17 protein-coding genes and 1 pseudogene are annotated in these 26,307 nt (G+C 38.5%); 4 read left to right on the top strand and 14 right to left on the bottom strand.

Annotated features, from left to right (window positions below; all coding sequences use genetic code 11):
- Window positions 1-36: 36 nt before the first annotated feature.
- Both ABX891_RS06115 and ABX891_RS06110 read left to right on the top strand, forming a co-directional pair.
- Window positions 37-1,892 (top strand): annotated as a pseudogene (locus ABX891_RS06115) (methyl-accepting chemotaxis protein).
- Window positions 1,893-1,971: 79 nt separating this feature from the next.
- Window positions 1,972-2,940, top strand: a complete 969-nt coding sequence (locus ABX891_RS06110) for an IS30 family transposase (protein ID WP_354629111.1) — start codon at window positions 1,972-1,974, stop codon at window positions 2,938-2,940.
- Between the two features lie 107 nt (window positions 2,941-3,047).
- Here ABX891_RS06110 and ABX891_RS06105 read toward each other — a convergent pair whose 3' ends face one another.
- The 5 genes from ABX891_RS06105 to ABX891_RS06085 form a co-directional block, all read right to left on the bottom strand.
- Window positions 3,048-6,068, bottom strand: a complete 3,021-nt coding sequence (locus ABX891_RS06105) for a TonB-dependent receptor (RefSeq protein ID WP_309168459.1) — start codon at window positions 6,066-6,068, stop codon at window positions 3,048-3,050.
- Window positions 6,069-6,522: 454 nt separating this feature from the next.
- Window positions 6,523-8,865 carry a penicillin-binding protein 1B gene (gene mrcB / locus ABX891_RS06100; RefSeq protein ID WP_039486782.1) on the bottom strand — a complete coding sequence of 781 codons (2,343 nt, stop codon included), beginning with the start codon at window positions 8,863-8,865 and terminating at the stop codon, window positions 6,523-6,525.
- A 150-nt stretch (window positions 8,866-9,015) separates the two neighbouring features.
- Window positions 9,016-10,245, bottom strand: coding sequence for an ammonium transporter AmtB (locus ABX891_RS06095; RefSeq protein WP_354629110.1), 1,230 nt, complete (start codon window positions 10,243-10,245; stop codon window positions 9,016-9,018).
- Window positions 10,246-10,254: 9 nt separating this feature from the next.
- On the bottom strand, window positions 10,255-10,593 hold the full coding sequence (locus ABX891_RS06090) for a P-II family nitrogen regulator (RefSeq protein WP_004587162.1): 339 nt from the start codon (window positions 10,591-10,593) through the stop codon (window positions 10,255-10,257).
- 211 nt (window positions 10,594-10,804) lie between these two features.
- Window positions 10,805-12,028: a diguanylate cyclase domain-containing protein gene (locus tag ABX891_RS06085; RefSeq protein ID WP_354629109.1), complete on the bottom strand. Its 1,224-nt coding sequence runs from the start codon at window positions 12,026-12,028 to the stop codon at window positions 10,805-10,807.
- Between the two features lie 366 nt (window positions 12,029-12,394).
- Here ABX891_RS06085 and ABX891_RS06080 point away from each other — a divergent pair, with 366 nt between their 5' ends.
- Window positions 12,395-13,912: a S10 family peptidase gene (locus tag ABX891_RS06080; RefSeq protein ID WP_354629108.1), complete on the top strand. Its 1,518-nt coding sequence runs from the start codon at window positions 12,395-12,397 to the stop codon at window positions 13,910-13,912.
- Between the two features lie 39 nt (window positions 13,913-13,951).
- On the opposite strand, the gene ABX891_RS06075 is transcribed toward ABX891_RS06080, so the two are convergent.
- The 4 genes from ABX891_RS06075 to ABX891_RS06060 form a co-directional block, all read right to left on the bottom strand.
- Window positions 13,952-16,108, bottom strand: coding sequence for an ATP-binding protein (locus ABX891_RS06075; RefSeq protein ID WP_354629107.1), 2,157 nt, complete (start codon window positions 16,106-16,108; stop codon window positions 13,952-13,954).
- A gap of 45 nt (window positions 16,109-16,153) precedes the next feature.
- Window positions 16,154-16,963, bottom strand: a complete 810-nt coding sequence (locus ABX891_RS06070; protein ID WP_354629106.1) for a phosphate/phosphite/phosphonate ABC transporter substrate-binding protein — start codon at window positions 16,961-16,963, stop codon at window positions 16,154-16,156.
- A gap of 204 nt (window positions 16,964-17,167) precedes the next feature.
- Entirely contained in the window at window positions 17,168-17,713 is a 546-nt protein-coding gene (locus ABX891_RS06065) for an START domain-containing protein (protein WP_354630113.1), read from the bottom strand.
- Between the two features lie 3 nt (window positions 17,714-17,716).
- Entirely contained in the window at window positions 17,717-19,240 is a 1,524-nt protein-coding gene (locus ABX891_RS06060; protein ID WP_354629105.1) for a CYTH and CHAD domain-containing protein, read from the bottom strand.
- 307 nt (window positions 19,241-19,547) lie between these two features.
- Here ABX891_RS06060 and ABX891_RS06055 point away from each other — a divergent pair, with 307 nt between their 5' ends.
- Window positions 19,548-20,153 (top strand): TIGR04211 family SH3 domain-containing protein, encoded by a 606-nt coding sequence (locus ABX891_RS06055; protein WP_002958928.1) that lies wholly within the window; start codon window positions 19,548-19,550, stop codon window positions 20,151-20,153.
- Between the two features lie 32 nt (window positions 20,154-20,185).
- Here ABX891_RS06055 and ABX891_RS06050 read toward each other — a convergent pair whose 3' ends face one another.
- The 5 genes from ABX891_RS06050 to ABX891_RS06030 form a co-directional block, all read right to left on the bottom strand.
- Entirely contained in the window at window positions 20,186-21,247 is a 1,062-nt protein-coding gene (locus ABX891_RS06050) for a DUF21 domain-containing protein (protein ID WP_354629104.1), read from the bottom strand.
- A gap of 55 nt (window positions 21,248-21,302) precedes the next feature.
- Window positions 21,303-22,655: a magnesium transporter gene (locus ABX891_RS06045; protein WP_007584828.1), complete on the bottom strand. Its 1,353-nt coding sequence runs from the start codon at window positions 22,653-22,655 to the stop codon at window positions 21,303-21,305.
- A gap of 315 nt (window positions 22,656-22,970) precedes the next feature.
- Window positions 22,971-23,720 carry an RIO1 family regulatory kinase/ATPase domain-containing protein gene (locus ABX891_RS06040; protein WP_024604985.1) on the bottom strand — a complete coding sequence of 250 codons (750 nt, stop codon included), beginning with the start codon at window positions 23,718-23,720 and terminating at the stop codon, window positions 22,971-22,973.
- A gap of 133 nt (window positions 23,721-23,853) precedes the next feature.
- Window positions 23,854-24,369, bottom strand: a complete 516-nt coding sequence (locus ABX891_RS06035) for a MarR family winged helix-turn-helix transcriptional regulator (RefSeq protein ID WP_354629103.1) — start codon at window positions 24,367-24,369, stop codon at window positions 23,854-23,856.
- 106 nt (window positions 24,370-24,475) lie between these two features.
- The gene (locus tag ABX891_RS06030) at window positions 24,476-26,143 is read right to left on the bottom strand and encodes a methyl-accepting chemotaxis protein (RefSeq protein ID WP_024600626.1); all 1,668 of its coding nucleotides are present in this window, start codon (window positions 26,141-26,143) and stop codon (window positions 24,476-24,478) included.
- Between the last annotated feature and the right edge of the window lie 164 nt (window positions 26,144-26,307).

Here is a 26,307-nt window from a genome sequence, read left to right as displayed (position 1 = left end):
ACCTTTACTCTATTACAAAAAATACAAGAGAGCCTTATGTCAGGATTACGCCAATTTTCTTTTCCCGCTATCCAGCTAATGGCAAACTTAAAATACAAAACTAAAATCAGCTTAATGTTTGGAATTTTACTCGTTCCTCTAGCACTTAGTTTGTCTTTTTTATTCTCGTTATTAAGTGAAAGTATTACTGTTTCAAAAATGCAGCAGCAAGGCTTAAAAGGCTACCGATCTATACTTTCAAATCAAATGCAGGGAGATACGAATCAAAATATAAAAATAGCTCGCTCACTCGGCTTTGATATAAAAGACACACAAGCAAATGAAGTACTTGAACTTGTTTCTATTCAATCAAATCTAGCCTTAGACAGTCAATTAGCAAGCGCTTATGTAAACCGCTCTTTAGTCACGCCAATTCCTGCACTTATAATGCAAATAAACTCAACAGCGCAAAGCGCTAATACTGTTTTAGCTAGTAACCGTTTTACGCCTGATACGTTTATAGCACTTTCAAATTTTAGTAAGTCACTTCCTTTATACGAAAAACAACTCGATAAAATACTCAACGTAGCCACCAATGCAGATAAAGCAGTAAACAAAGCGCTCATGCCTCCTTTAACTAATTTACACAGTGCTGTGGGAGCATTTAAAAAAGCGATAGATGAAAAACTACTTGAACCAGACGATATTCTATTAACTCAAGCAGAGTTCACTAAGCTAACAAACAACGTTCACAGTAGTATTAATCAACTTGTTAGTAAGAGCATTCCAACACATGAGAGCCTTATAGAGGCAAAACTGCAAACTCAACAGTGGACACGAAATCTTGTTTTAGCTGCTTCATTGATCAGTTTGCTATTTGCATTTTATTTGATGATTGGTTTTTATTTTGCAGTTGTTGATACCATTAATCGCTTTGCTGATGCCGCGAATAGAGCCGCGAATGGCGACTTAAATGCCACTATCGATTCGAGCACTAATGATGAAATGGGAATTATTGCATCGCGCTACAATGCATTACTTAATGCATTTTCACATTTATTATTTGATGTTAAAACAAGTACAGAAGAGCTATGCGATGCAACTAAATCGCTATCACATGCGAGTAGCGAAACAAGCAATGATGTTTCAAAACAGCAAATTCGAGTCAATGCCATTTATAATGCACTAAGCGATATGGCTCAAAACGCACTTGCAGTTGAAGAGTCAGCGCATCAAGCTACGCTTACCGCACAAAATGCTGCAGCTCATGTGAAACAAGGTTCAGACAATACACTGGAGCTTGCTAAATATATGCAAGACCTCCAAATTGAATTTGCAGAGAGCCAACAAGCGCTCGATAAGCTAGCACAAGATAGCCAGAAATTAGCAAAGTAAGTAAAGGGATCAGTGAAATAGCCGATCAAACAAACTTGCTTGCACTTAATGCCGCTATTGAAGCCGCGCGAGCTGGCGAGCATGGTCGTGGATTTGCCGTTGTAGCTGATGAGGTAAGAACATTTGCTCAGCGTACACAAACACAAACCCAAGAAATACATCAAATTATTAGCTCTTTACAACAAGCATCTGACGACACCCAGCAAAAAATGCGCTCAAGTGTTGAAAAAATGGAGCAATCAGTAAAAGCAGCCAATCAAACCAATGAAGTATTGCAAAGTGCAGAGCAAAGTATGGGCGATATTAAACATCAAGGAGAAGTAATTGCAGAGCGTGTTAAACAGCAATCAAATGCAACAACACAAGCATTAAATGATTCGCAAGAAGTGAGTAATTTAGCAGATCAAACGCTAACATCGGCTCAATCAACGCTATAAGATGCACAGCAGTTAAGTCGCTTATCCGATGATTTAACTAAATCGATGCAGTTTTTTAAATCTCCTAGATTCAAATTGTAAGTGCATAACTTGTTTTGGCTAGATTAAGTGGTCAGTTGCTCATAAGCTAACTACTTTTTCTCCGGCAAGAGATTTTACAATGAGACATTACAAACAACTGACCTATGCGCAAAGATGCCAGATCGCCGTTCTAAAGAAAAGCGGTTTTACGCAACAAAGTATTGCTGAGCTAACTAATTTATCGCAATCTACGATTTCAAGAGAGCTTTCTAGAAATACAGGTAAGCGAGGTTACAGACACAAACAAGCTCATGAGCGGGCTTTGTTTCGCCGAAGAAGTGCAAGAAAACCGCTTAAGATGACACCTGAAATGATAGCTTTAATTACCCAGAAGCTTAATGAGAAGTGGAGTCCTGAACAAATAACGGGATGGTTACGCAAAGAAAGTGAACAGTCTGTCAGCCATGAATGCATTTATCTGTATATCTGGGAAGATAAAAAAGCAGGTGGTGATTTATACCTACATCTGCGCCGACACGGTAAGAAATATCACAAGCGCAGTCATGGTAAAACAAACCGAGGGCAAATAAAAAATCGCGTTAGCATTGAAGAGCGCCCACAAATAGTTGATGAGAAAGGCCGTATCGGAGATTGGGAAATAGATACCGTCATAGGCAAAGGTCATCGAGGCGCCCTTGTTACCATTGTAGAGCGGGTTACCCAATTCACTGTATCAACTCAGGTGGCAGGAAAAACAGCACAAGCCGTCACTGCGGCGACGATAGAACTATTAAGGCCATATAGGTCAGCGCTTCATACCATCACGGCTAACAATGGAAAAGAGTTCGCTTATCACGAGCAAATCACAGAGGCTTTAAGTGTTCCTGTTTATTTTGCTCACCCTTATCACTCATGGGAGCGCGGATTGAATGAAAACACGAATGGATTACTACGTCAGTATTGGCCGAAGAGCACAGATTTTAAGGCGGTAACACCAGCGCAAGTTATACCAGTACTTGAGCAACTTAATAATCGTCCGAGGAAGACACTTGGATTTGAAACGCCTGCAAAATTGATGCAGGATCACTTGGCGGCTAAAGCCGCCTAAACGTTATGCACTTCAGGTTTGAATCCGCGTCTTAAGAGTTAATAAATAAATTCAAATAAAAAAACCCTCCTAATCAGAAGGGTTTTTAGTAAAGATAATTAGACTTATTAGAAGCGAGCTTCAAAACCTAAGCGTACATACCTAGGAGTCTGCCAAGAATAAGCAGCATCATGATATGCATTAACAACACCCTCACTTTGCTCATAGTGCTCATTCATTGAGTACTCAGATTGCGTATTCAATATATTGAAAATATTTACCGATGCACGCATGTCAATATCTGATACCGTAAAGTCATACGCAGCAGATAAATCTAAATTAAATACCCAAGGTGTACGACCATTTGTACCACGATCGTGTTTTTCATAGATTTTTTCATCTTGCTCACACTCGCCATTGCCACTAGTGTCAGGGCAATCGTTAGTGTAAATGTAGAATTTATCACCCCAGCCACCATTTAGATTTGGATCTGTAGATGGGTAACCTTGACCAAATAAGCTTTTTGGACGACCGCTTTGCAAAGTTGCGTTCCAACCAACTGTAAGATCTTCCATAGGCTCCCAGCTACCAAAGAACTTAAATGTATGGCGTCTATCATTAGGTTGATAACCTTGTGAGCCATCCATAACTGCAGGGAAGTCAAAATCTTGTGTAATACCGGCATCAGCTTGACCAATATCTGATTTAACCGCACCTTCAAAGTTACCTACACTCCTTGCCCACGTATAGCCGAACTGGTAACGAATTGTATCGGCCTTGTAATCAAGGCTAAATTCAACCGCTGTATATTCATTATTAGCTTTCGGTAAACCGATTGTCTCTGCTGAGTAAGTAGTTAATGAATTTGCATCTGGGATGCCATCGTTTATTTCTGTTGTAGGATCATTACTTGTACCATTCCAATACACACCGTCTTTATACCAACTTGCTGAAGAACCTGGATTAATCATTACACAAAATGGATATGCATAACGACCACAGTAATCATCAAGCGCTGTAGCTACCTCACGGTATACACCTTTTACACCAACAGTATATTCATCATTAAGTGCCTGTTGAAAGCCTATGATATATTCGTCTTTAGAGAATGGGTCTGCCTCTTGCGCTTGAAAGATATCTTTTTCAGGAATAATTGGTACACCACTCACTTGCTGAGAATTAGCAAGGCCACCAGAGCCTAATGTATCTGCAAGTGGCGATAAACCTGTAGGAGCACCAGTTTGGCCATCAACACCAGAGTAAGTATAAGCTGTCGTTATATCACTCACACCAGATGCAGCTCTAAAAATAGTATTATTAGCAACTGGTAAGTAATAGCGTCCATATGTACCATAAATTTTAGTATCGCCAGTACCTGTTGGATCCCATGTAAAACCCAATCTAGGAGCAATATCTGTTTCAAAACTAGTTAGGAGCTTACCGGTCGTACCCCAGCTATCAAATTCATCAATACGTAAGCCAACTTTTACTGAGAAATCCTCTGTTACTTGCCATTGATCTTCAATGTAGTAAGCGGTTAATTCTGACTCAAAGCTACCACCTCCATCGAAAACACGATCTTCAACGTATTGTAAAACATTACCTGTATTATTCGTTAAAGCTCCATTATCTGCTTGAAAAGTTCCGTTTGCAGCAAGTGTTTTATAATCATAGCTATGGCCTCCAATTGGGCGATCGATACGCACCGACTCACGTTCTTGGTAATCAATACCAAATGTTATTTCATGATCATTCCAGACATACTCGACATCTAAGCGGTATTGTGTGTTTTCATCATTATTAGCACCAAAACTACCACCTGCGCCACAACCTGTAATAGGGTTAGCTGTGCCGCGTGAATCTGTAATTGAAGGACAAACTAAGTTCTCAGATTGTGTTTCATACTCTGTCTTAATATTACCAGCCATTGCCGTCACTACTAAGTTTTCAGTTAACACACCTGTGTAGCTTAAACTTTGCGCTTCACCACCACGCTTGAGAAGAGCGCCATCAATACGATCTCCAACTGTCCCATTATCATATTCATAAACAGAGCGCTCAATATCACGACGGTTAGAGTACGCAAAGTAGCTTAATCTGTGGTTTTCATTAATATCCCAATCAAGCTTACCACCCCAGAATAAATTATCACCACCAGAAGCTGATTCGTTGCGGTATTGATCATTTGGCGAGAACTCATCTCCACCCCAAGTATATGTAGATTCTGTATCCCTTGGGTTTATCAAGCCGTAGAAAAACAGTGTATCTTCGATTAGTGGACCACCAGCAGAAAACGTTACATCAGTTTTGCTATCTGAATCCAGGCTTTCATCTCTGAAAATTTGGCCAGCGCCATTATTACCACGAGAGATGCTGCCCTCTTCTTGTAAAGAGTCAGGTTGAAATTGTACGACTGCCGCAAATTCCCACTCATTTGTACCACTTTTAGTAGTTGTATTAATAGTACCACCGGTTGCACGACCAAACTTCGCGGAATAACCGCCTGTTTTAACTTGAAATTGGTCGTAAAATTCGAAAGGTACTTCACCACAACCAAGACCTTGGCGAGTATTAGTAACTTCTAACCCGTTTATATAACATGCATTTTCAGCAACCGATGAACCACCAAAAGAAGCGGTGTTTCCAAATGCACTATCACCTTTAACCGCTCCTGGCGCTAATAGCGCAACAGATGTAAGGTCTCTGTTTATAGGCATACGGTCTATTTCAGCATCAGTAATTACTAACCCCGAATCAGCTGTAGTTAAATCAATTGAAGATATACGAGCACCTAATACTTGGATTACTTCAGGCCCAGAGTCACTAACTTGAGCTAAATCAAAACTGGCTCTTGCATTTGCTCCTAACGAAACTCGAACGTTATCTTCTGCAACAACAGCACCATTTTTTATAATTTGTATTTGATAACTACCAGAAGGTAAAGATGCAAAACGAAAAGATCCATCATCAGAAATACTTAGTGTTCTTTCTAACCCTGTTGCTGGGTTTTTGACTTTTACTGTATACCCTGCAGTAGTAGAAATATTATTAATAGACCCTACAACATCAGATGCAGCTGCTGGGAGAGTAACTCCGAGAGAAGCAAGAACCGCTATTGCTGTAAGATTTTTTTTGAATATATTTTTCATATTCTTATCCCTGTAAAGTTTATAATTATTTTAGCACTTTAGACAAAATGCATACAGAGAGTAACAAAAGAGTACAAATTGTAAATATGTTAATTAATCTAAGATAAAATTAAAATTAAAAACAAATAAAAACAAAAGCTTAAAATGATTTAAGCGTGCTTATTTGTATAATATAAAACTTGAAATGTTAATTTAAAGATACAAAAATAGAATACCAACCAGCAATAATTTAAATAAACGCAACACTAACAAGTTATTTACAAAAGTTTTTTTTAATCTCGAATAATGCTATTTTTATTTTAGTTATACTCACTAATTTTTAAATAATTTCTAAAAAACATGGTAATAAAACCAATTAAAATTTATTTAATTGCTGATTCGAACTGCTAGATAGTTAAGCTAAATATAATAAAACCGCTGAGTTAGCGGTTTTATTATTAAGGGCTCTGTTTTATTAACGTATGCATTGCGGCCTAGGCTCGAACTCACTCGCTCTAAGCGGTAGCTGAATCACCTTGCCACATCCTGGTGGTGCCTGCTTACCCGTTTGCTCATTTACAAATGCCCAGCGTATTGATGGCGGACGAGTATCAGCTATTGCTTGTGGGTTAAGTGGCTTTAAGTAACGAATATATGCTTCTAATGCGCCTACGCTACCTGTTAACCCCGTACTTTTGTTGTCATCTCGACCAAGCCACGCAACAGTCACTGTATTTTGATCAAAGCCTGCAAACCAACTATCACGTAAATCGTTGCTGGTCCCTGTTTTACCAGCGAGCTGGATTGACGGAAAGTGTAAATTTAAGCGTTTAGCAGTGCCATCTTTCGTTACGCGTTTCATCGCGTATTTGGTCATATACATTGCAGATTTATCAAAACGAGGCTCTGCATTTACTTTATGCTTATAAAGTACTTTACCAACAGAGTCAGTTAATGCCGAAATTGCAGTGAGCTTTTTATATTCGCCATCTGCAGCAATTGTTGTATAAAGCTGAGCCACTTCAAAACTCGACATTTCAACAGCCCCTAAAAGCAGCGATGGGTATTCGTCTATCGCCCCTGTTGCGCCTAAACCTTTCAATGTATTTACTACTTTATCAACACCTACATCGAGGCCTAAATTAACCGCTGGGATATTTATACTGTTACTAAATGCTTTATAAAGTGGAATTGCACCACGGTATTGGTGGTCAAAATTTTCTGGTTGCCACACTTTACCTTGCTCATTTGTGACCTGTACTGGCGAGTCATCAAGCAAAGTAGCTAAATTATAATGTGGCAATTGCAGTGCGGTTAAATACACGGCAGGTTTTACAAGCGAGCCTATATTACGTTTTGTGTCTAAAACACGGTTAAATCCTGAATATCGAACATCGCGACCAGCAATAAGTGCAGAAACACCGCCTTTTTCTACATTAACAGAGATCATGGCTGCTTCTAGTTTTTCAGTTCTAGGGCGATTTTCCAAGTACGGTAAACTCTTTTCAATCGACTCTTCCATTGCTGTTTGCTTTTGCAAGTCAAAATAAGTAAATACTCTTACGCCTGCATCAAGTGTTTGCTGATCAGGTAATAATTCATTTAACTCTCTGTTTACTAGCTCTAAATAGCCTGGGTATGATTTTTGTAAACTGGCTTTCATTGGCGCAATATCAATTGGGCGATTAAGCGATGCACGGTACTCTTTTGTGCTAAGTAACTTATTTTCGACCATTAGACGTAGCACTAAGTCCCTGCGCTCCATTGTGCGCTCTTTATAACGACGTGGGTTGTAATAAGATGGGCCTTTAACCATTGCCACCAGCAGAGCAATTTGATCGTACTCAAGCTCGTCTACAGGCTTTGAAAAGTAAAAGTCAGAGGCAAGCCCCATACCATGGATGCCTTGGTTGTATGATTGCCCTAGGTATACCTCATTTAAGTATGCTTCTAATATCTGATCTTTTGAATAGCGATAATCTAAAATAAGGGCAATAAAGGCCTCATTTATTTTTCGTACTAAAGAACGCTCACGCGTGAGGTAAATATTTTTAGCTAATTGCTGAGTAAGCGTACTGCCACCTTGAACGGTGCGTCCCGCTTTAATATTTGAATAAAGCGCACGTAAAATAGAAAACACCGACACACCATGGTGATCATAAAAATCACGGTCTTCAACCACCAGTAGCGTATCTTTAAGCATGGCTGGGAACTTATCTAGCGGTACAAATTCTCTATCTTGTTTAGAGTCGTTGCCAATTCGCGCTATTTGCACAGGTTCTAGGCGAGCAGAGTTTAAACGCCTGCCGAACTTATCTTTAATAGTCGCAACTTTTTGCCCTGCAAAACGAAGTTCAATAATATGTGATTCTTCAAGGCCATCATAAAATTCAAAATCACGGCGATAAATCTTGATGCTATCTGCTGTTTTAACAAACTGCCCTGTTCTGCTTAATCTATTAACAGATGAATAATGTAGACGCTCTAACTCAAACACAACTTCTTGGCTTGATAAAAATTGCCCCGGATAGAACTCCATAGAACGAGCATACACTTGCGCTGGAAGTTGCCATTTATTACCTTCAAATATACGTGTAGTTTTTGAATCTAAATAAATGAAATACATTGCCATTGCAATAAAAACAGCCAAGCTGAATTTCCAAAACACTGACCATGTTTTTCTCATAAAAGAGCGTTTAACAGTGGGCTTCACTGTTTTTTTACTGCCCTTTGATGTGCTTTTTTTTGTCGTGCTTGACGATTTACTAGCACGTTTAGCTGCAGGTTTGCTGGTAGGTGTTTTTTTATTGTCGGCCATTTAAGTGTAATTTATTCCAAGGGTTATTCACGAGTGTGAGCTTAGCATATTGGGCATATCCTAACATCCGAAAAGTTAACCCCCCCTGAAACAAAAAAAGCCCTACCGAAGTAGGGCTTTGTGTAAACACACTATTATTTAAATAAACTATTAGCTATTTCGAACAGAAACAAACTCTGGGTAGGCTTCAATACCACAATCGTGTTGATCCATACCGTTTAGTTCTTCCTCTTCAGTTACTCGTATACCCATTGTTTTGTTAAGCACAGTCCAAACAATAAATGATGCTACAAATACAAAGGCAAGAATACATACTAGACCCGTTAACTGATTAACAAAGCTTGCGTCACCATTGGTTAGCGGTACTAACATAATACCTAATGCGCCACACGTACCATGAACAGAGATAGCACCCACTGGATCGTCAATCTTAACTTTATCAAGTGCTATGATACTAAATATAACAAGTGCACCACCAAGTAGACCAAGTAAACATGCCATTAATGGAGAAGGTGAAAGTGGGTCAGCAGTAATTACAACTAAACCTGCTAATGCACCGTTTAATACCATGGTTAAATCTGATTTGCCCCAAAGTATCTTACATACAAACAGTGCAGCAATGGCACCCATTGCAGCAGCTGCATTAGTATTAAGTAATATTTGACCTACCGCAGTTGCGTTTTCTTTATCCGAAAGTAGTAATTGAGAACCACCGTTAAAGCCAAACCAACCCATCCATAAAATAAATGTACCTAGTGTAGCAAGTGGTAAGTTTGAACCTGGAATTGGGTATATTTCACCGTTCTTACCATATTTACCTTTACGAGCACCTAAGATTAATACACCCGCCAGTGCAGCAGCTGCACCTGCGCCATGTACAATTGCAGAACCTGCAAAATCTACAAAGCCCATTTCAGATAAGAAACCACCACCCCACGTCCAGTAACCTTCAATAGGGTAAATAAAACCAGTTAGTACTACAGCAAAGCCAAGGAAAGCCCATAGCTTCATACGCTCAGCAACTGCACCCGATACAATCGACATAGCCGTTGCAACAAATACTACTTGGAAGAAAAAGTCAGATTCTAAAGAATGATCAGCATCAGCAGCTTGTGTGCCAATTAAAGCGCCTATTGAAGGAATAAAACCACCTTCGGCATTGTCTACATACATAATGTTGTAGCCAACTAATAAAAACATCGTACATGCAATTGAATACAGCGCGACATTTTTAGTTAAAATTTCAGCTGTGTTTTTAGAGCGAACTAAGCCCGCTTCTAACATGGCAAAACCTGCTGCCATCCACATTACTAATATACCTGATATTAAAAAATAGAAGGTATCGAGTGAAAACTTTAGTTCTATTATTGTATTTTCCATGAGACCCCCTTAAATTGCTTCTTCGTCAAGTTCGCCAGTACGGATACGAACAATTTGATCTAAGTCGTACACGAAAATTTTCCCGTCACCGATTTTACCTGTTGATGCAATTTTAGTAATAGCTTCAACAACGCGTTGACAATTTTCAGTACGAGTTGCAATTTCAAGTTTGATCTTAGGAATAAAATCTACTTGGTATTCTGCACCACGATATAACTCAGTATGACCTCGTTGACGTCCAAAACCTTTAACATCAACTACTGTCATCCCCTCAATTCCTAAATCAGCGAGTGCTTCACGCACGTCGTCTAATTTAAATGGTTTTATGATTGCACTAATCATTTTCATAGCGGCCCCCTCGGACTCTTTATTGTTATCCTGTTGGGTTAAACAATCCAACCTTTGTGCCACTATTTTTATATTTTTTAAAACAATAAGTTAGTGAAAAACAGAAACTAAATAACAAAAAAAACGCACCAATTAGGTGCGTTAATTTAACAAGTTATCTACATTGGTGCGTGCAATATATTAATTGCATGCTTAGCTTTATATAACAGAGTTATACCACGCAGTTTCTACCTTGGTTTTTAGCTTCGTATAATGCTTTGTCAGCAACACGCATTGCCTGCGTCAAGCTAGTGTCTTGAAAGTCTGCCAAGCCTATACTTGTAGTAATTTTAATTGATTTATCGCTGATAGAAAAATCGTAACTAGCCAGCTTTTTTCTAAATGCTTCAAAGTATTCACGACCACGTGCAAGCTCTATCTCAGGTAATATTATGGCAAACTCTTCTCCACCAACCCGTGCAACTGTAAACTTTGAAAACGTAGTACGGATTAATGAACCAACCTGCTTTAAAGCCTGATCGCCACCCTCATGGCCTAATGTATCGTTAATATTTTTGAAAAAATCGATATCTAACAATGCGAGAGTATTTTTCTGGTTTTTACTTTTAAGGAGCTTTTCTGCATATTGATAAAAATAGCGTCGATTATGAAGCCCTGTTAAATGATCCCTATGCGCGCTTTCTTTAATATCTGAAATTAACGATAGTTGCTCCATTGTTTGAAGTACTCGACAATGAAACTCCTCATTCATAAATGGCTTTGTTAAAAAATCATTGGCGCCATATTTAATAAATCGCGCTGATAGGCCATGTTTCCCCGCGCCCGACAAGCCAATAATTGCTAAGTCGTCTCGGCCTCTAAAGTTACGTACCGCTTTAACAAGTTCAAAGCCATCCATAGAAGGCATAGCGTAGTCGGTCATAAGTAGCTTTATATCAGGATTAGCTTTTAATATTTCGAGTGCTTGTTGTCCATCGTGGGCATCTGTCACATCAAACAATTGCTTTTCAAGCATTTGCTTCATTAACGAGCGGCTCAGTAATGAATCATCTGCTACTAATGCTTTACAACCTTGGTTTCTTAGCAATTGCGCAACGAGTTTAACGGCGTAATGGTAAGAGTCGCGATTATCTTTAATAACATAATCAACGACACCTAATTCAAGCATTTGTTGGCGCTTGTACTCATCTATTTTTGAGGTTAAAACAACCGTAGGAATCTTTTTAGATAAAGTATATTTTGCGACTTCACCGTGAGGAGCATCTGGCAAGGTTAAATCAACTAACGCAAGCGTGTAGTCGTATCTTTCTACGTAAGTGGCACATTCAGCTAAAGACCAAGCAAAATCGATTGCCACATCAAGGTATTGTGCAGTTAAGTGGCGAAGTACCTGCTGCACTACTTTACTGTCTTCAACCACTAATACTCTTTGCATAAAGCTTCTCTTTACCTTTAATTAGTTTTACCACAAAACGACAAATACAACGCTATTACTGCAATAGCATTAGTCATAAACATCCGGTGTAGAGTGCACTTATGTGCTTGAAAGCGTAATCCGTTAGATTTTTTTTTGGTGATAGCCTGTATAAAAAATCAATACAAGTAGGCCGCAATATACCTGAATTTTGCAATTAACTAAATAAAGAAAGTAAATCCAAAATAACTATAAAAGCGATTAATACGCGTCTTTCAATGTATTAATACCTTACTTAACCAGTATTATCGGCCACTAGTCTCAATACTTTTGTTATTTAACTCATTTTTATCTTTAATGATGTATCAACAATAATAAGGACACCTAATGAAGCTTAGTCGTATTATCAGTTTACCGATAACAGTTATTGCATTAATAATTAGTACAAGCACGCTTGCCGATAACCAACGTCGTATTGATGTAGACAGCAAAGTAGTTACCCAACATAAGGCTAAAATTAATGGCCAGCGTTTTAGTTATACCGTAGCTACAGGCACACAACCTGTATGGGATGATAAAGGCGACGCGGTTGCTACACTACAATACACCTACTACACACGTGACAAAGTTGACGACAGGACAGCTCGCCCATTACTTATTTCATTTAATGGCGGGCCGGGTTCGGCTTCTGTATGGATGCATCTTGCTTATACTGGCCCTCGCGTATTAAAAATTGATGACGAAGGCTATCCAATTCAACCTTATGGCGTAAAAGACAATCCATATTCTGTACTTGATATTGCCGATATTGTTTACGTAAACCCGGTAAATACTGGCTACTCACGCGTACTTGAAAACGAAAAAGGCGAACTGCCTTCTAAAGCAAAACAAAAAGAGCTATTTTTTGGTGTTAATGCCGATATTAAATACCTTGCTGAGTGGTTAAATACTTTTGTAAATAGAGCCCAGCGCTGGCGCTCGCCTAAATTTTTAATTGGTGAAAGCTACGGTACAACACGTGTATCTGGACTCGCTCATGAGCTTCAAAACAGTCAGTGGATGTACATAAACGGTGTTGTTCTCGTATCACCTACCGATATTGGTATCAAGCGCGACGGTCCGATTAAAGCCGCTAACCGCCTACCTTACTTTGCAGCGACTGCTTGGTATCACAAAGCACTTAAAGCCGATTTACAAGTTAAAGATCTAGATGAATTATTACCTGAAGTTGAAGAATTTACTGTAAACGAGTTAATCCCAGCGCTTGCTAAGGGTGGCTTTATTAATGCTGATGAAAAGCGACGCATAATTACAAAAATGGCGCACTACGCTGGCTTATCAGAAAAATTTGTTGAGCAAAATAACTTAGATATTCCAACTCAGTTTTTCTGGAAAGAGTTACTACGTGAACGTGGTCAAACAGTGGGTCGCTTAGATTCTCGTTATTTAGGAATAGATAAACGAGGCGCAGGTGAATCCCCAGACTACTGGGCTGAACTTACCTCTTGGTTACACTCTTTCACTCCTGCAATTAATCACTACTTACGTGAAGAGTTAAACTATAAAACTGATGTAAAATATAACTTATTTGGTAATGTCCATCCATGGGATAGAACCGGTAATAATACAGGCGAAAATCTACGTTTAGCAATGGCGCAAAACCCTTACTTAAACGTGATGATCCAATCAGGATACTTTGATGGCGCAACCAATTACTTTGACGCTAAATATACGTTATGGCAATTAGACCCAAGCGGTAAAATGAAAGACCGTTTGAGCTTTAAAGGCTACAGAAGCGGACACATGATGTACCTTCGCCACGCTGATTTAGAAAGCTCTAATAACGATTTACGTGACTTTATACAGCACGCTTTACCCAAAAAAGGGCAAGCGGCTAAATACTAAAATACCTAAAACAAAAAATGGCTCTTAAAGAGCCATTTTTTATGTGCGTTTTTCATATCGTAAACAATAGCTTTTAAGTTGTGTGACTACAGCGTTAAAGCGCTCTTCCAGCTGCTGTATATATTCATTTTTGACTGTTTCGTTTTCTGCCTGTGTTTCTATCTGCTGGCATATATTTGCCAACTCAATAGCCCCCACAGACTTTGAAGACGACTTTAATGCATGAGCCTGAAAAGCTAAATCAACATAGTTTTTACTCTTAGCATACGCGTTAGCTAATTTAATTTGCTCCCCTGCTGTTTTTAAAAACGCATTAAATACCATGCAATGTACGCTAGGATCATCACCAAGCATTGCTTTTAGTAGCGTAATATCTAATTGATCAAAACTATCTGAAGCTATATTTTCACCATCTGATTTTTCTGAACGTGTATTGACCATAGTTTGAGAATGCTCCATCAATAACGACTTTAATTTAACAAGCTCAATAGGCTTTGTTAAAAAGCCATTCATTCCACAACTATAGCAATTATCTATGTTGTTTTTGGTAATGTTGGCCGTAATTGCAATTATAATCAGTTCATCAAAATGAGTGTTTTCTCGTATTTTTTTGGCTAACCCTAACCCATCGAGTAAGGGCATTTGAATGTCGGTTAGTAAAATATCAAAGCGTTTATTTTGTATAGCCTCCCAAGCTTGCTCACCGTTACTTACAAAAGTAGAGCACACTCCAAGCATAGTTAATTGCTGTTTTAACACTTGCTGATTTGTAACTTGATCTTCTGCCACTAAAACCTCAAGCGTAGGAAGCGTTACCGCATTTAAGCTTTGCTGTGTTATTTGAGGGGCTTGCACTTGTGCTGGCAAGTCAGTTTGATCAAAACTGTTAAAGTTTAGCGTAAAACAAGAACCTTTGTGCTGCTCGCTTTGTGCGCTCAAAAACCCTTGCATACGCTCTACCAGCTGCTTAGTTATCACTAAACCAATACCGGTTCCATTTACTTTACTGGTTTCAGCGCCTAAGCGGTCAAAAGGTTTAAATAGGCGAGAAATGTCATCTGGAGAAAATCCGCATCCGGTATCTATTACATCTATTTCGCATTGTTTATTACTTAACACCCGACAATTAATATTAATGCTGCCATTTAGTTTGTTATATTTAATCGCATTTGAAAGCAAGTTAAGCATCACTTGTTTAAAGCAGCGCTGATCAATATAAATACTCAATCCTTCTAAGGACTCAAAACCGTGAGTTTGCAGTGTTATTGATTGCCCTTTAATTAGCTCAGTGACAAGCTCTACTGACTCTTCTAATATGCTTTTAATAGGCACATAAGAAAAACTAAACTGCATATTACCCGACTCAATAGCTGTTAAATCAAGCACATCGTCTATGAGTAATAGTAAATGCTCTCCAGCTTGATAAATGCTTTTCGCGTTTTCTTTTTGTACTTTATTAGCACTCTCATCATATCCATACAGCTGGGCTAAGCCTAAAATTGCATTTAATGGAGTTCTTAATTCGTGGCTCATACTGGCCATAAAATCTGACTTTGCTTTACTTGCAGACTCAGCTTGAATGCGTAATGCATTTAATTTTTGATGGTTATTCGCAACCTCATCAACCATATTATTAAATGCATTTATTACACTGCCCACTTCATTTTGTTGTTTATCTATATGGCAATCAAAGTCGCCTTTGGCTAAACGTGAAAACCCAAGTTTTAGCGTCCTCAAAGGCGATGTAACCCTGTAATCCACCAGCCAAGCTAAACCTATAAAAACGATAACTAAAATAATAAATTGTATATATATTAAGGTGTAATGAAGTTTTGAAGATTCGTTAATTTCATTCGTAAAATTAACAACCAAGCTAATATTAGCCAGCGGTTTGTCTAAAAATACCACCTGTTGAGATAACAGCATGTCGCCGTTTTCATTTGCTCCAACCCAATTCTCAAGCGGATACAATTGGTTTTTTGAATCAACATCAACAATTTTAATACTTTTCCAATTAGGGCGAGTTTGAAGTTGACTGTCTATTTCTTCATATAGCTCTGCATATTGCCTAGTTAACAACGGAGTCGTTATAGAAGTCGATAACTGCGCTAAAGAACGCTGAGCGGCCTTTGAAAGGCCATCGTTTACCCAACGCGCTTGTTCCGGTAAGGCGTAAAACATAAAAAGACAGGCCATAAGCAAGCCACAATAAAGCTTTGTGCTCTTAGGATACGAAACCCACTAATTTTCAACATAAAAAGAGCGTAAGCCCCACTGAGTTAACTGCTGATACTCAGCTAAAGCTGCAATACTAGGTTTAATAATTGGGATACCTGCAAGCAAATGTTTATGCTCTGGGCTTTGCCCTATATCTAAAATAGCTTGTTGCACTTTTAACTGTATTGCAGCATCAACCCTTGGGTGGGCGACAATTGGGTGGCGACTAATTTCATGCGTTTTATAAAGAATTTTGAGTTTATTTTGTAAGCTTTCTGGTTGTTGTTTAAATGTGCCCATTACACCACCGCCCGCCATTGTTGAGTGCAGTGCTACATTTAAATATACCGATGGATGAGTTTGGACATATACAGGCTTTATTGTTAGCCCGTATAACAATGCTAAATCAGCCCTCATTAATAATGACGCACCTAATGCGTTAGGTGCAGGGAATGCTATTTCAGCGCCCTCTAGTTGGCTTAAATTATCAATATCACTGTCTTTGTTTACGAGCAAAATACCTTGCAGCTTTCGCCCTGCATCTTTTATTAGTGGTAAATATCCCTGTTTTTCGTATGCTACAACACTATGCCATGGGTTCATATATGCAAAGTCGTACTCACCATTAGCAAAGGCTTTTTCAAATACAGGAATAGACTCAACTGTAATTAGCTTTATTGTTACTCCCGTTTGCTTACTTACTTGCTTTAACAAAGGTTGCCAAATAGTATTTAGCTTTTGCGGCTCGTATTGCGGCACTACACCAAAGGTATATTCTTGAGCTAATAAGAATGGGCTGTGTATCAAACATAATATAGCCACTAAATACTTCATCAATTCTCCAAATAATAGCGTGTCATTATTGCTTAAGCGTAGTTAAAGACTACTCAACACAGCATTAAATTATTATATATTCGATATTTAGCATTGACCTGCTTTGATTACAGGTAGTTTTGGAGTGTATTTTTTATCTGTGAGCATATGATGCAAGTTCATAAATGTGGTGTAAGTACTTTTCAATCCGACCTTATTGCTTAGTCAAGTAGGTATTGCCCCATCAGGCAAAGCATATACTTGGTACTCAATATCAAGGCGGCCTTTGTCCTCACTCAGTAGCCAGCGTGCATTTAAAGTAGTAATTCTTATAACGCCATTGTTTTTGGGCTGCTTATTAGGGCGAGCACTAATAAGCAATTGGCTTTTATTTGCAGTTAACTGTGAATAACAAGAATAAGTAATGCTATCTCTATCTCTAACAGGCCAAGGGGAATTAAAATAACTGTACACTAAATTTTCTGGTGGGCTTATGTGCTTAATAACCTTTACCTGAGATATATTTTCGAGCCATTGGGGTGCGGCATCGGTATCACTAAGTAATTCTAAAAACTCATTGGTGGATACGCCTTTCACGCTCATCTGCGCTTTTACTTCAAAGGTATTATCACTGTGGCTTTGATAATACACACTTACGCCATTTTTGTTTTTATACAAATGCCATATGGGCTCAGCGTAAGTGTTAAAACTAACTAATAAAAAAATAACGAATAAACACTTTTGCAACTGAATTTTATTACAAAAGCGCATCATTTATTTTTGCCAGTAAGGTTCTATGTCAAGTGAAGCAAGGCGACTTTGCTCCATGGCACTGACCAAATATTCAGACTTTTGTTCAAGCCATGACTGGATTTTAGCAAGCTGTTCGTCTTCTTGCCCTGCACATAATTGCTTTAAATACTCAAGCGTACTTAATTCATAAATACCATGAGAAATATCAAGCCAAGGCAATCTAAACTCTAGGCGCTCTTCTTTATCAAATAACGATCCTAAACAGTTACCGCTCAGTAGGCTATTTTCAAGCTGAGTTCGCAGGTTTAAATACGAAGCGACATCGAGTGTTTGCTCCTTTGGAAGCAACTCGTGCAGGTTTTTCCAGTCTTTATTAAAAAGCCTATTGGCAATAGACGATACATTTTGCTCAGCCGCTTGAAGCTCTGCTTGCCCCCAGTCTTTACGCCATTGCTTATCGATTAACCAGGTAGTTAACGACAGTAATAAACGATTATAACGTGCGCTGTGAAACAGTGCATTTATATCGTCAATGCTTGGCTGTAACTCTTTTAAGTCTCCAATGACTTGAGCAAGTGCTGGCGCCGCATTAATTTTTTTATAAAAAGCATGGCGTTTAGACGTGTACGTTTTTAATTGAATCGCGTTTTCTACCCACGCTAATTCACTTAATAACCATTTAAGTTCGGTACGTAAGTGCTCTGTACTTTCTTTAGATACTATATCGTCGTATAGCCAAAAAGTATGGCGGATTAAACTGATGCCGTCAGTTACGCGTTTAAGTGTTTTTAAACTTGGCTTATCGAAATAGCACTGCTCGTGCTTTTGTACAAAGCGAATGCCAAAGTTCATGGCTTCAACTAAAGCACGCTCTTGAGTAGTCGACTTTGGTAATTGTACAAAACCAATAGATTTGCTTGGCATTAAAGGTTTTTCATCAGCAAGTCGATAACCACGCGCGGCCTTAGAATACAAACCCAAGCGTATGCAGTTTTGGCTAACTAGTATATCTGCAAATGCAAACAGCTCATTACGACTGCCCTCAACTAGCTCAATTTCTAGCTCGCTAATAATTTCAATTTTACCCGAAGCCGCAATTTCACCTTTATCGAGTACGACTTCAATTTTAGCGCCACTTTCGGTTTCAATTAACCAAGTACGACGAATAAAGTTAGTACTAAATATTGGATACAGGTTTCTTGAGATGGCGCTTATTTGCATGCCATGAGGCCAAATATCAGCATCAAACGCCATTAAATTAGGGCGGCTTGATTCAATTGGTAAATTGTACTCTGGACGTTGGTGTAAACCACCTACCACTTCACCTGCAAGCTTTATAGTTTGCTCGCATTCGCTGTCAGAACAACGCGTTCTAAAGCCTATATCAAGCGCTCTAAGCTCTCTGCTTGGCGTATCGTAGTATGCATTTTGTAAGCTGCGAGACGGTTTATTCTTCACCGTTTTTGCAAATTGAGTAATTAACGAGGGGATCAGTGGAATAACGGCATCTGATACCAAAAATTTCAGTTCTATCTCAGTATCCATTCGGTTTGCGGATTACCTTTAAAATAAATAAGTGCTCAAAATAAACAAAGCGCCTTAACAATGCAAATTTTTTAACCTTATTTTAGGGCTTGATGACCTTTGTGGATTAAAATTCGTTCTATCTAGGAGCAATTTAATCATAGCGTGAGGCTTGTAACCTAGTGGACTCGATAACTACTCCTGCGTTACCGTACTGGGTTACAATATCAGTCTTGCTATTGATCTATTTAATCCATACTATCTAACTACTTATGTGAAATAAAAATCACGTTCATAACGGACGCAGTTAGATCAACAAGGTAGATAAATGCTAAAACATTGTTTATTAGGGCTACTTTTAACAGCCACCACATTCATGAGTTATGCACAAGAAGCACAACCTGCAAATTCAACGAATGCAAACACCGCTTATATTATCGATAATCTATACACTTTTATGCGCTCTGGGGCGAGTAAAAATTATCGACTACTCGGCTCTGTAGATGCTGGAACAAAGTTAACCTTGTTATCAAATGAAGAAAACGGCTTTATAAAAATTAAAGATGATAAAGACCGCGAAGGCTGGATAGAAACTAAGTTTATTACTAAAACAGCGGGCTTACACCAACAGTACAAAACACTAAGTAGCGAAATGAGCACTATGCAAGAAAAGCTACGTCAAGCTCAAATAGAACTTCCACAGCTACAAGAACAAAATCAAACTTTAACAGATCAAAATCTGCAGTTATCTGCTCAAATTACTAAGCTTAAAACAACGCTAGAGCAAGAGCGCACTCAAAAAGAAGCTGCTAGCTCAAAAGAGAAACGCCAGCTACTGACTTACGGTGGTGCTATTGCGTTTTTAGGCCTGTTTTTAGGTATTATATTAACGATAGTGCTGTCACGTCGTAAGCGCTACGAAGGTTGGGCGTAAAGCTCCATCCAACTAAATACAAAAAAGCCGCTTTATTGCGGCTTTTTATTCTCTGTATTTTCATGCAGTTCGAGTTTTGGTGCACTCATACCTTTGAGCAACCGACCAAATATATCAGCGCCGGTAATAATGCGTTTTACATCGCTCCACACTAATACCACATCGTGATCAATGGCCCCATCAAACGATTTATCTAAAGAATGATTAGCTCGTATTTTTAAAATCACTTCACTCAAACGCATCGCTTCATCAGCAACAATTATAGGCCTGTGACAATAATGATAAGGGTCAAACGTATCTGGCTCAAATAACGCTGATCTTAAAAAACCGTCAGCATCTACCACTAATAAAGGCCAACCGTCTTCATTGGTAATGATCACCCAGTTATAACCTGACTTATGTAGTTTGCGTAAAAACTCATTATCAGTTGTTAATGTAAGGTCTGGGAAAATAGGTAAATCAAGCTTAGTAGGCAAAGCAATAATAGAGTCTGGATCAATTACCTCACCCTCTTTGGTTACGCTTATTTCATCTAAGCTAAAAAAGTTAAGCGCGCCTATTCCCTCAACGTGTTGAACATCAGCTTCTTCAGCCTCTATGTGTTTGCGAATAATACCCCTGAGCTCGCTTTCAGCAAAGTACGTAATCCCCTCTTTACCTAACCATGCATCGAGTATTAAAGCCGTTGGCTTAGCAACTATATAAAACAGAATCTGATAAAACTTAATTAACGGCGAAAGTAGGCTTGCCATTTTTAACGCATTACGCGAAAAATAAGCCTGCGGTGTTATTTCACCAATAAGAGTAATTGCGATAGTTGAGAATAAAAACGAACTTGCGCCCATTAATACCGAATCAGAAAGTAGTGTAAGTAGTACGTTAATACCTACGTTGCCCCACAAAATAGTCGACAATAAAAAGTTAGAGTCGTTTCGAAGGGCCATGACTTTTATAGCCGCCTCGTTCCCTTTTGCACTTTCCATTTCAAGCTGAAGCCTACTTAGTGAAAAAAACGCTAAGTTTAAGCCCGAAAATATTGCCGATTGTGAAATACACAAAGCAATTGCACACCAGATCATGACTTCAAAGGTCATTGTATTTTCCTGTTAGTAATACCAATTCACTTAATTAAGCGAATTGGTACAAGGCTTATAAAAGCAATAAACTGCCTAAACCTAAAAAGGTAACAAACCCAACAATATCGGTAACGGTAGTTAAAATTACCGAACCAGATAACGCAGGATCAATTTTCATTTTGTCTAAAATAGACGGAATAACAACACCTGCTAGTGACGCGGCCACTAAATTCAATAATATGGCTACCGTAATCGTAATACTAAGCATTAAGTCGTTAAACCATAAAAAGGTAAGTAGGCCGATTACAAACGCCCATACCAAGCCATTTACAGCGCCAACACGCAGCTCTTTTTTAAGCAACGCATTACGGTTTGAATCTGTAACCTGTCCAAGCGCTAAACCTCGCACAATAACGGTTAATGTTTGACTACCTGCAATTCCCCCCATAGAAGCGACCACTGGCATTAATACAGCTAATGCTACAACTTGTTCTATCGTTGCGCCAAATAAACCGATAAACCACGACGCTAAAAAGGCAGTTGCTAAATTAATGCCTAACCATATACCACGGTTTTTAGCACTTTTTCGCACACTTGCGAACAGGTCTTCGTCTTCACGTAAACCACCGGCTTTAGCGGCTGCTTCATCAGCAATTTCTTGTCGTAATTCATAAGCAGAGGCAATGGTTAATCGCCCAAGTAATTTGTTATCAGCATTAACCACTGGCAGTGCCATTTTTTCACTGTGGATCACCACTTCTGCCGCTTCATATAAATCATCATCAGCATGGAGCGATGAAAAGTCATGATTTGCCAATGTCATTAAATTATCGGTGTCGCTGGCTTTTATTAAATCATTTACCGCAACCTCACCTATTAAACTACCCTTGCGGCTTACTAAATAAATAACTTCACTGTATTGCGGTAAACCTTTATGTAGCAATTTTTTAGCACCACCGGCTGTTAGCTTCTCCGATACTTTTAAAAAGTCAAAACCTAACCAGTGACCTAATTGCTCTGGCGGGTATTGCTGCGCTAAATCATATTGTTTGGTTTGCGCTTCATCGAGTTGCTTTTTTGCATACTCAACAAATCGCTCTGGTATAACTTCTTCAAGTTCCAGTAGCTCTTCTACATTAACTTCATCAAGAAGTTTAAAAGCCTCAGTGTCTTCTAGCGTTTGTAGCAACCACAAACAACTATCTTCACTTAAATTAACAAAAATTTCGTGTTGCGTGTCTTCATCAAGCAACTGCCAAATTTCAAGTCGTTGTTCTTTTGGTATCGCCTCAAAAAGTAATGACAGGTGCTCTGTTGAAAGCGTTAACTGCGCATCTGCTAATAATTTATTTTTGCGTTCTGTTGTATCGCATTGCAATAAATCATTTATGAGCTGTGGAAGTTGGTCTACCGGATACTCAATCATCTTAAAACCTTAAAATTTAAAAGCACACATTATTTATAGTCTACTTGAACAATAAAAAATTGCAGAAAAAACGTGAACTTATTAAGCATGCGCAAGCTATTTTTGCGCATTGTATGGGCAAACTAAATGCAGTACTAATATTTATTTTAAAAAATTAAAAAAACAGTAAAAGGAATTATTTTTGAGGGATTAAACAACAAGTAAGCAAACTAAAGGGATTACTTATAATAAAAAAAAATCCCATATTAGCTAGGCTAATATGGGCAAAATCACACAATGAATTAGGTGTTTTTAAATTACGGTTTATGCTTTAAATTAAAGTCTATCTGTAATATTTCGTACCAAGTCAGAATCTACAAATTGAGTAATAAGTGCTGCGCCCCACGCATAGCCTCGCTGTATTGGGTAACCTTTAAAAATCCAGCGTTTACGCACGTGATTAAAGCGCTCTAAATAGTCTTGCTTTTTTTGTGGCAGAGGCTGCTCACCCAATTTATTCCATGCTTTATATACGCCTGACATGTCGGATCCTCGCATAAAGCGTTGCAACCAACGTGGAAAACGAGAAAAGCTAATAGTAGACTGAAAATCTATAAAATAAGGTTTACCGTCTGCGCCGCATAAAATGTTACCCATATTACGCAAGTCTAAATGCACGATGCCTTTGCGATGCATTTTTGCTACTTGACGCTCAAGCTCACTAAAAAAGTTAACAGGTAGTGTTTTGTCTTCATGAATTAAAGCGCGCAGTGGCGTGCCTTCGATATAGTTATAAGCAACCGCTATCGGCGACAATCTACAAAAGCGGTTAGCAACTGCATCAAGCTCAGCTAAACGGCTCAACCCTTTATACTCTTGATTTACCGACATTCGTGCAAATGTTTTGCGGATAAACCAGGGGCTTTGGCTAAAATCTTTAACAATTAAATCAAATTCATTATCTTTATATCGATACACAATCGCGTTAGCAAAACGTCCCTTATGGACAACACTTAAGTGTTGTTGCGTAAAAGTATGTTCTGGATATTGCTGCTGTAATTGTACTAACAAATTATTTTCAATCATAACAAACCTAACAAGATGACAACCTTAATTGCCTAGGCAACTATATTATCAAAGTTAGATTCTGCGCACAATCAGATCAACTAATTAGCACGCTAACTTTCTATTGAAACAGTATCGCTATTTTATTGATAATCTACTTTTGGGGGGAGTCTGGCAGTAAATCAAGATTATTTATAGCTTTGAATAGTAAGTCGATTATTTGGTTTTTTTCTGGCTCTGAAAAACCATTTAATGCTTGCGTATAGACTTCGTTCACTACAGGCATAATTTCAGGACAAAGCGCTTTACCTTTTTCACTTAAACACAAAATAGTTGAGCGCTTATCAAGCTCACATTGCGTTTTAATAATGAGTCCTTTTTCTTCAAGTCGGTTTAGTAAGCGGCTCATAGCGCCACGATCATAAACCATATATTCGCAAAGTCCTGCAAGCGTATTAACCGACTCTCTCGCAAGTAGTACAACCACAATATATTGCGCTGAAGTTAGGTCCATAGGGAGTAACTTGGCATCAACATGAATGGCTAATCTCGAACGTAAAAAAGAGACTAAACGCCCCAAATCTTGCTCTGGCACTAACTCTTCTCGAGTACAACGTTTAATTGATGGCATGTTTTGCATGGTTATTTCACTGTATAGGTATATTTGCATGCTGATAGACCTTAACGCATACAAAAAATTCAATAATTTTTACAAAAAATCGCCCACAAAAATAAAGCCGCTATTAGCGGCTTTTAGTGTAGGGCTTTGAGCTTTGTTAAATCTTAAACTGGCCAACTAAGTGTCCTAAGCTTTCACCACGCCCAGCTAAATGCTGACCGACCGAAGAGGTCGTTTTACTTGAAATAGTTAGCTCATTAACTATTTCTTGAATGGCAAACACATTACGGTTTATTTCTTCTGTAACGCTACTTTGCTCCAGCGCCGCTGTCGCAATTTGCGTACTCATGTCGTTAATTGATCTAACTGAGCTTGTTACCGCGCCTAAACTTTCTGAAATAGCACGAGAGGATTCAACAGAGCGATTACAACTACTTTGGCTTGCTTGCATTGCAGCAACTGCATCTGATACTAAATTATGTAGCTCACTCAACATTTCGCTAATCTCTAGTGTGCTAACTTGAGTACGACTTGCTAGGCTTCTTACTTCATCAGCAACAACTGCAAACCCTCTGCCTTGCTCACCTGCTCGCGCAGCTTCTATTGCAGCATTAAGTGCAAGTAAATTTGTTTGCTCAGCAATTCCACCAATTACACTTAGTACGCTATTAATCTTTTTAGATTGATCACTGAGTGAATCAACCTGTTCAGCAGCTAAGTTAATTTCTCCCATTAAGTTTGAAACCTCACTGAGTGAAATATCAACACACTCTTGCGCTTTAGCAACTTCTTGCGTTGCCGCTTGGGTTGACTCTGCCACTTGGTTTGTATTTTGAGCCACCTCATGAGAAGTAGCCGACATTTCAGTAATAGCCGTCGCAACAAGGTCTGTTTCATGATTGTGATTAAGTAACTTGTCTTCAATTAATCGTGTTTGTGTATTTATATCACCAGAAGCTGTTTTTACATCGTGTGTTACATCAACCACATTAGCAATAATGCCATGTAGCTTACTTACAAACATATTAAATGCTTCGCCAAGTTGACCTATTTCATCGTTAGTATCAATGTCTAGACGCTTAGTTAAATCGCCCTCACCTTTTGCAATATCGTCAAGGCTTTGCGCCATGCGCTGTATTGGTTTTACCATTGTGTTTGCGGCAACTAACGCACATATAATTGTTAAAACAACCCAAAACAAAGCAATTAATAATAAGGTCATTACCTTATCATTCATGTGCTCTTGCATTGTTGTTTGGTATTTAAGTAGCTCCGCATCTATATCATCCATATATGCGCCAGTACCAATCATCCAGTTTGTGCCTGGTATCATTGCTGCATAGCCCATCTTTTCAACTAAGCCTGTGGTATTTGGTTTTTGAAAATGATAGTTAAAAGCGCCGCCGCCTTTTCTAGCTTGATCTAATAAGCCCACTATTATTTTTTTACCGTTAGGGTCAGTCATCCCTATTTTATTTTGTCCTTCAATAGCATCACCTAGTAATGCATGAAAAACACTAATGCCATTGGTGTCGTATATAAAAAAGTAACCACCTTGGCCAAATGTTAAGTCTCTTAAAGCGTTTTTAGCATCTTGCTCAGAGCCATTTGCTAATTGATAGCGAACAATTTTGCTAGCAATTTCAATTTCGGTACTTAATAACGTTTGCTTGTCACTTATCAGCTTAGTTTGAAATGATTCAAAATTTTGTTGCTGATTTTTATTCTCTAAATAATAAGAGCTCAGCATTAAGCTGATTAAAAGTAGCATTAGCGGTAAAATAGCTAGTAACAGCAATTTGTTTTTCAAGCTTAAATTACTCATTTTTTCTCCGAGGTGTATAAATGCATATATAGCGACAATTGCCAAAGTTAAATTACGACTGTTTACTATGTTTTATTGGGTTTAAAACGTAGTAAATAAAAAATTTGGTGAGAGTATACTCATACCTTGCTCTGCGTGCTGATATTATAGTCACAAAGGAGGTA

This window comes from Pseudoalteromonas sp. NCIMB 1079 (genome assembly GCF_040567695.1).
In the GTDB taxonomy this organism is placed as follows: Bacteria; Pseudomonadota; Gammaproteobacteria; order Enterobacterales; family Alteromonadaceae; genus Pseudoalteromonas; species Pseudoalteromonas distincta.
This window is presented reverse-complemented; position numbering and strand designations above follow the sequence as displayed.

Bases quoted from the DNA above. Each gene is read 5' to 3' on its own strand.
- ABX891_RS06110 (WP_354629111.1), top strand. From the start codon at position 1,972: ATGAGACATTACAAACAACTGACCTATGCGCAAAGATGCCAGATCGCC.
- ABX891_RS06105 (WP_309168459.1), bottom strand. From the start codon at position 6,068: ATGAAAAATATATTCAAAAAAAATCTTACAGCAATAGCGGTTCTTGCT.
- mrcB (WP_039486782.1), bottom strand. From the start codon at position 8,865: ATGGCCGACAATAAAAAAACACCTACCAGCAAACCTGCAGCTAAACGT.
- ABX891_RS06095 (WP_354629110.1), bottom strand. From the start codon at position 10,245: ATGGAAAATACAATAATAGAACTAAAGTTTTCACTCGATACCTTCTAT.
- ABX891_RS06090 (WP_004587162.1), bottom strand. From the start codon at position 10,593: ATGAAAATGATTAGTGCAATCATAAAACCATTTAAATTAGACGACGTG.
- ABX891_RS06085 (WP_354629109.1), bottom strand. From the start codon at position 12,028: ATGCAAAGAGTATTAGTGGTTGAAGACAGTAAAGTAGTGCAGCAGGTA.
- ABX891_RS06080 (WP_354629108.1), top strand. From the start codon at position 12,395: ATGAAGCTTAGTCGTATTATCAGTTTACCGATAACAGTTATTGCATTA.
- ABX891_RS06075 (WP_354629107.1), bottom strand. From the start codon at position 16,108: ATGGCCTGTCTTTTTATGTTTTACGCCTTACCGGAACAAGCGCGTTGG.
- ABX891_RS06070 (WP_354629106.1), bottom strand. From the start codon at position 16,963: ATGAAGTATTTAGTGGCTATATTATGTTTGATACACAGCCCATTCTTA.
- ABX891_RS06065 (WP_354630113.1), bottom strand. From the start codon at position 17,713: ATGCGCTTTTGTAATAAAATTCAGTTGCAAAAGTGTTTATTCGTTATT.
- ABX891_RS06060 (WP_354629105.1), bottom strand. From the start codon at position 19,240: ATGGATACTGAGATAGAACTGAAATTTTTGGTATCAGATGCCGTTATT.
- ABX891_RS06055 (WP_002958928.1), top strand. From the start codon at position 19,548: ATGCTAAAACATTGTTTATTAGGGCTACTTTTAACAGCCACCACATTC.
- ABX891_RS06050 (WP_354629104.1), bottom strand. From the start codon at position 21,247: ATGACCTTTGAAGTCATGATCTGGTGTGCAATTGCTTTGTGTATTTCA.
- ABX891_RS06045 (WP_007584828.1), bottom strand. From the start codon at position 22,655: ATGATTGAGTATCCGGTAGACCAACTTCCACAGCTCATAAATGATTTA.
- ABX891_RS06040 (WP_024604985.1), bottom strand. From the start codon at position 23,720: ATGATTGAAAATAATTTGTTAGTACAATTACAGCAGCAATATCCAGAA.
- ABX891_RS06035 (WP_354629103.1), bottom strand. From the start codon at position 24,369: ATGCAAATATACCTATACAGTGAAATAACCATGCAAAACATGCCATCA.
- ABX891_RS06030 (WP_024600626.1), bottom strand. From the start codon at position 26,143: ATGAGTAATTTAAGCTTGAAAAACAAATTGCTGTTACTAGCTATTTTA.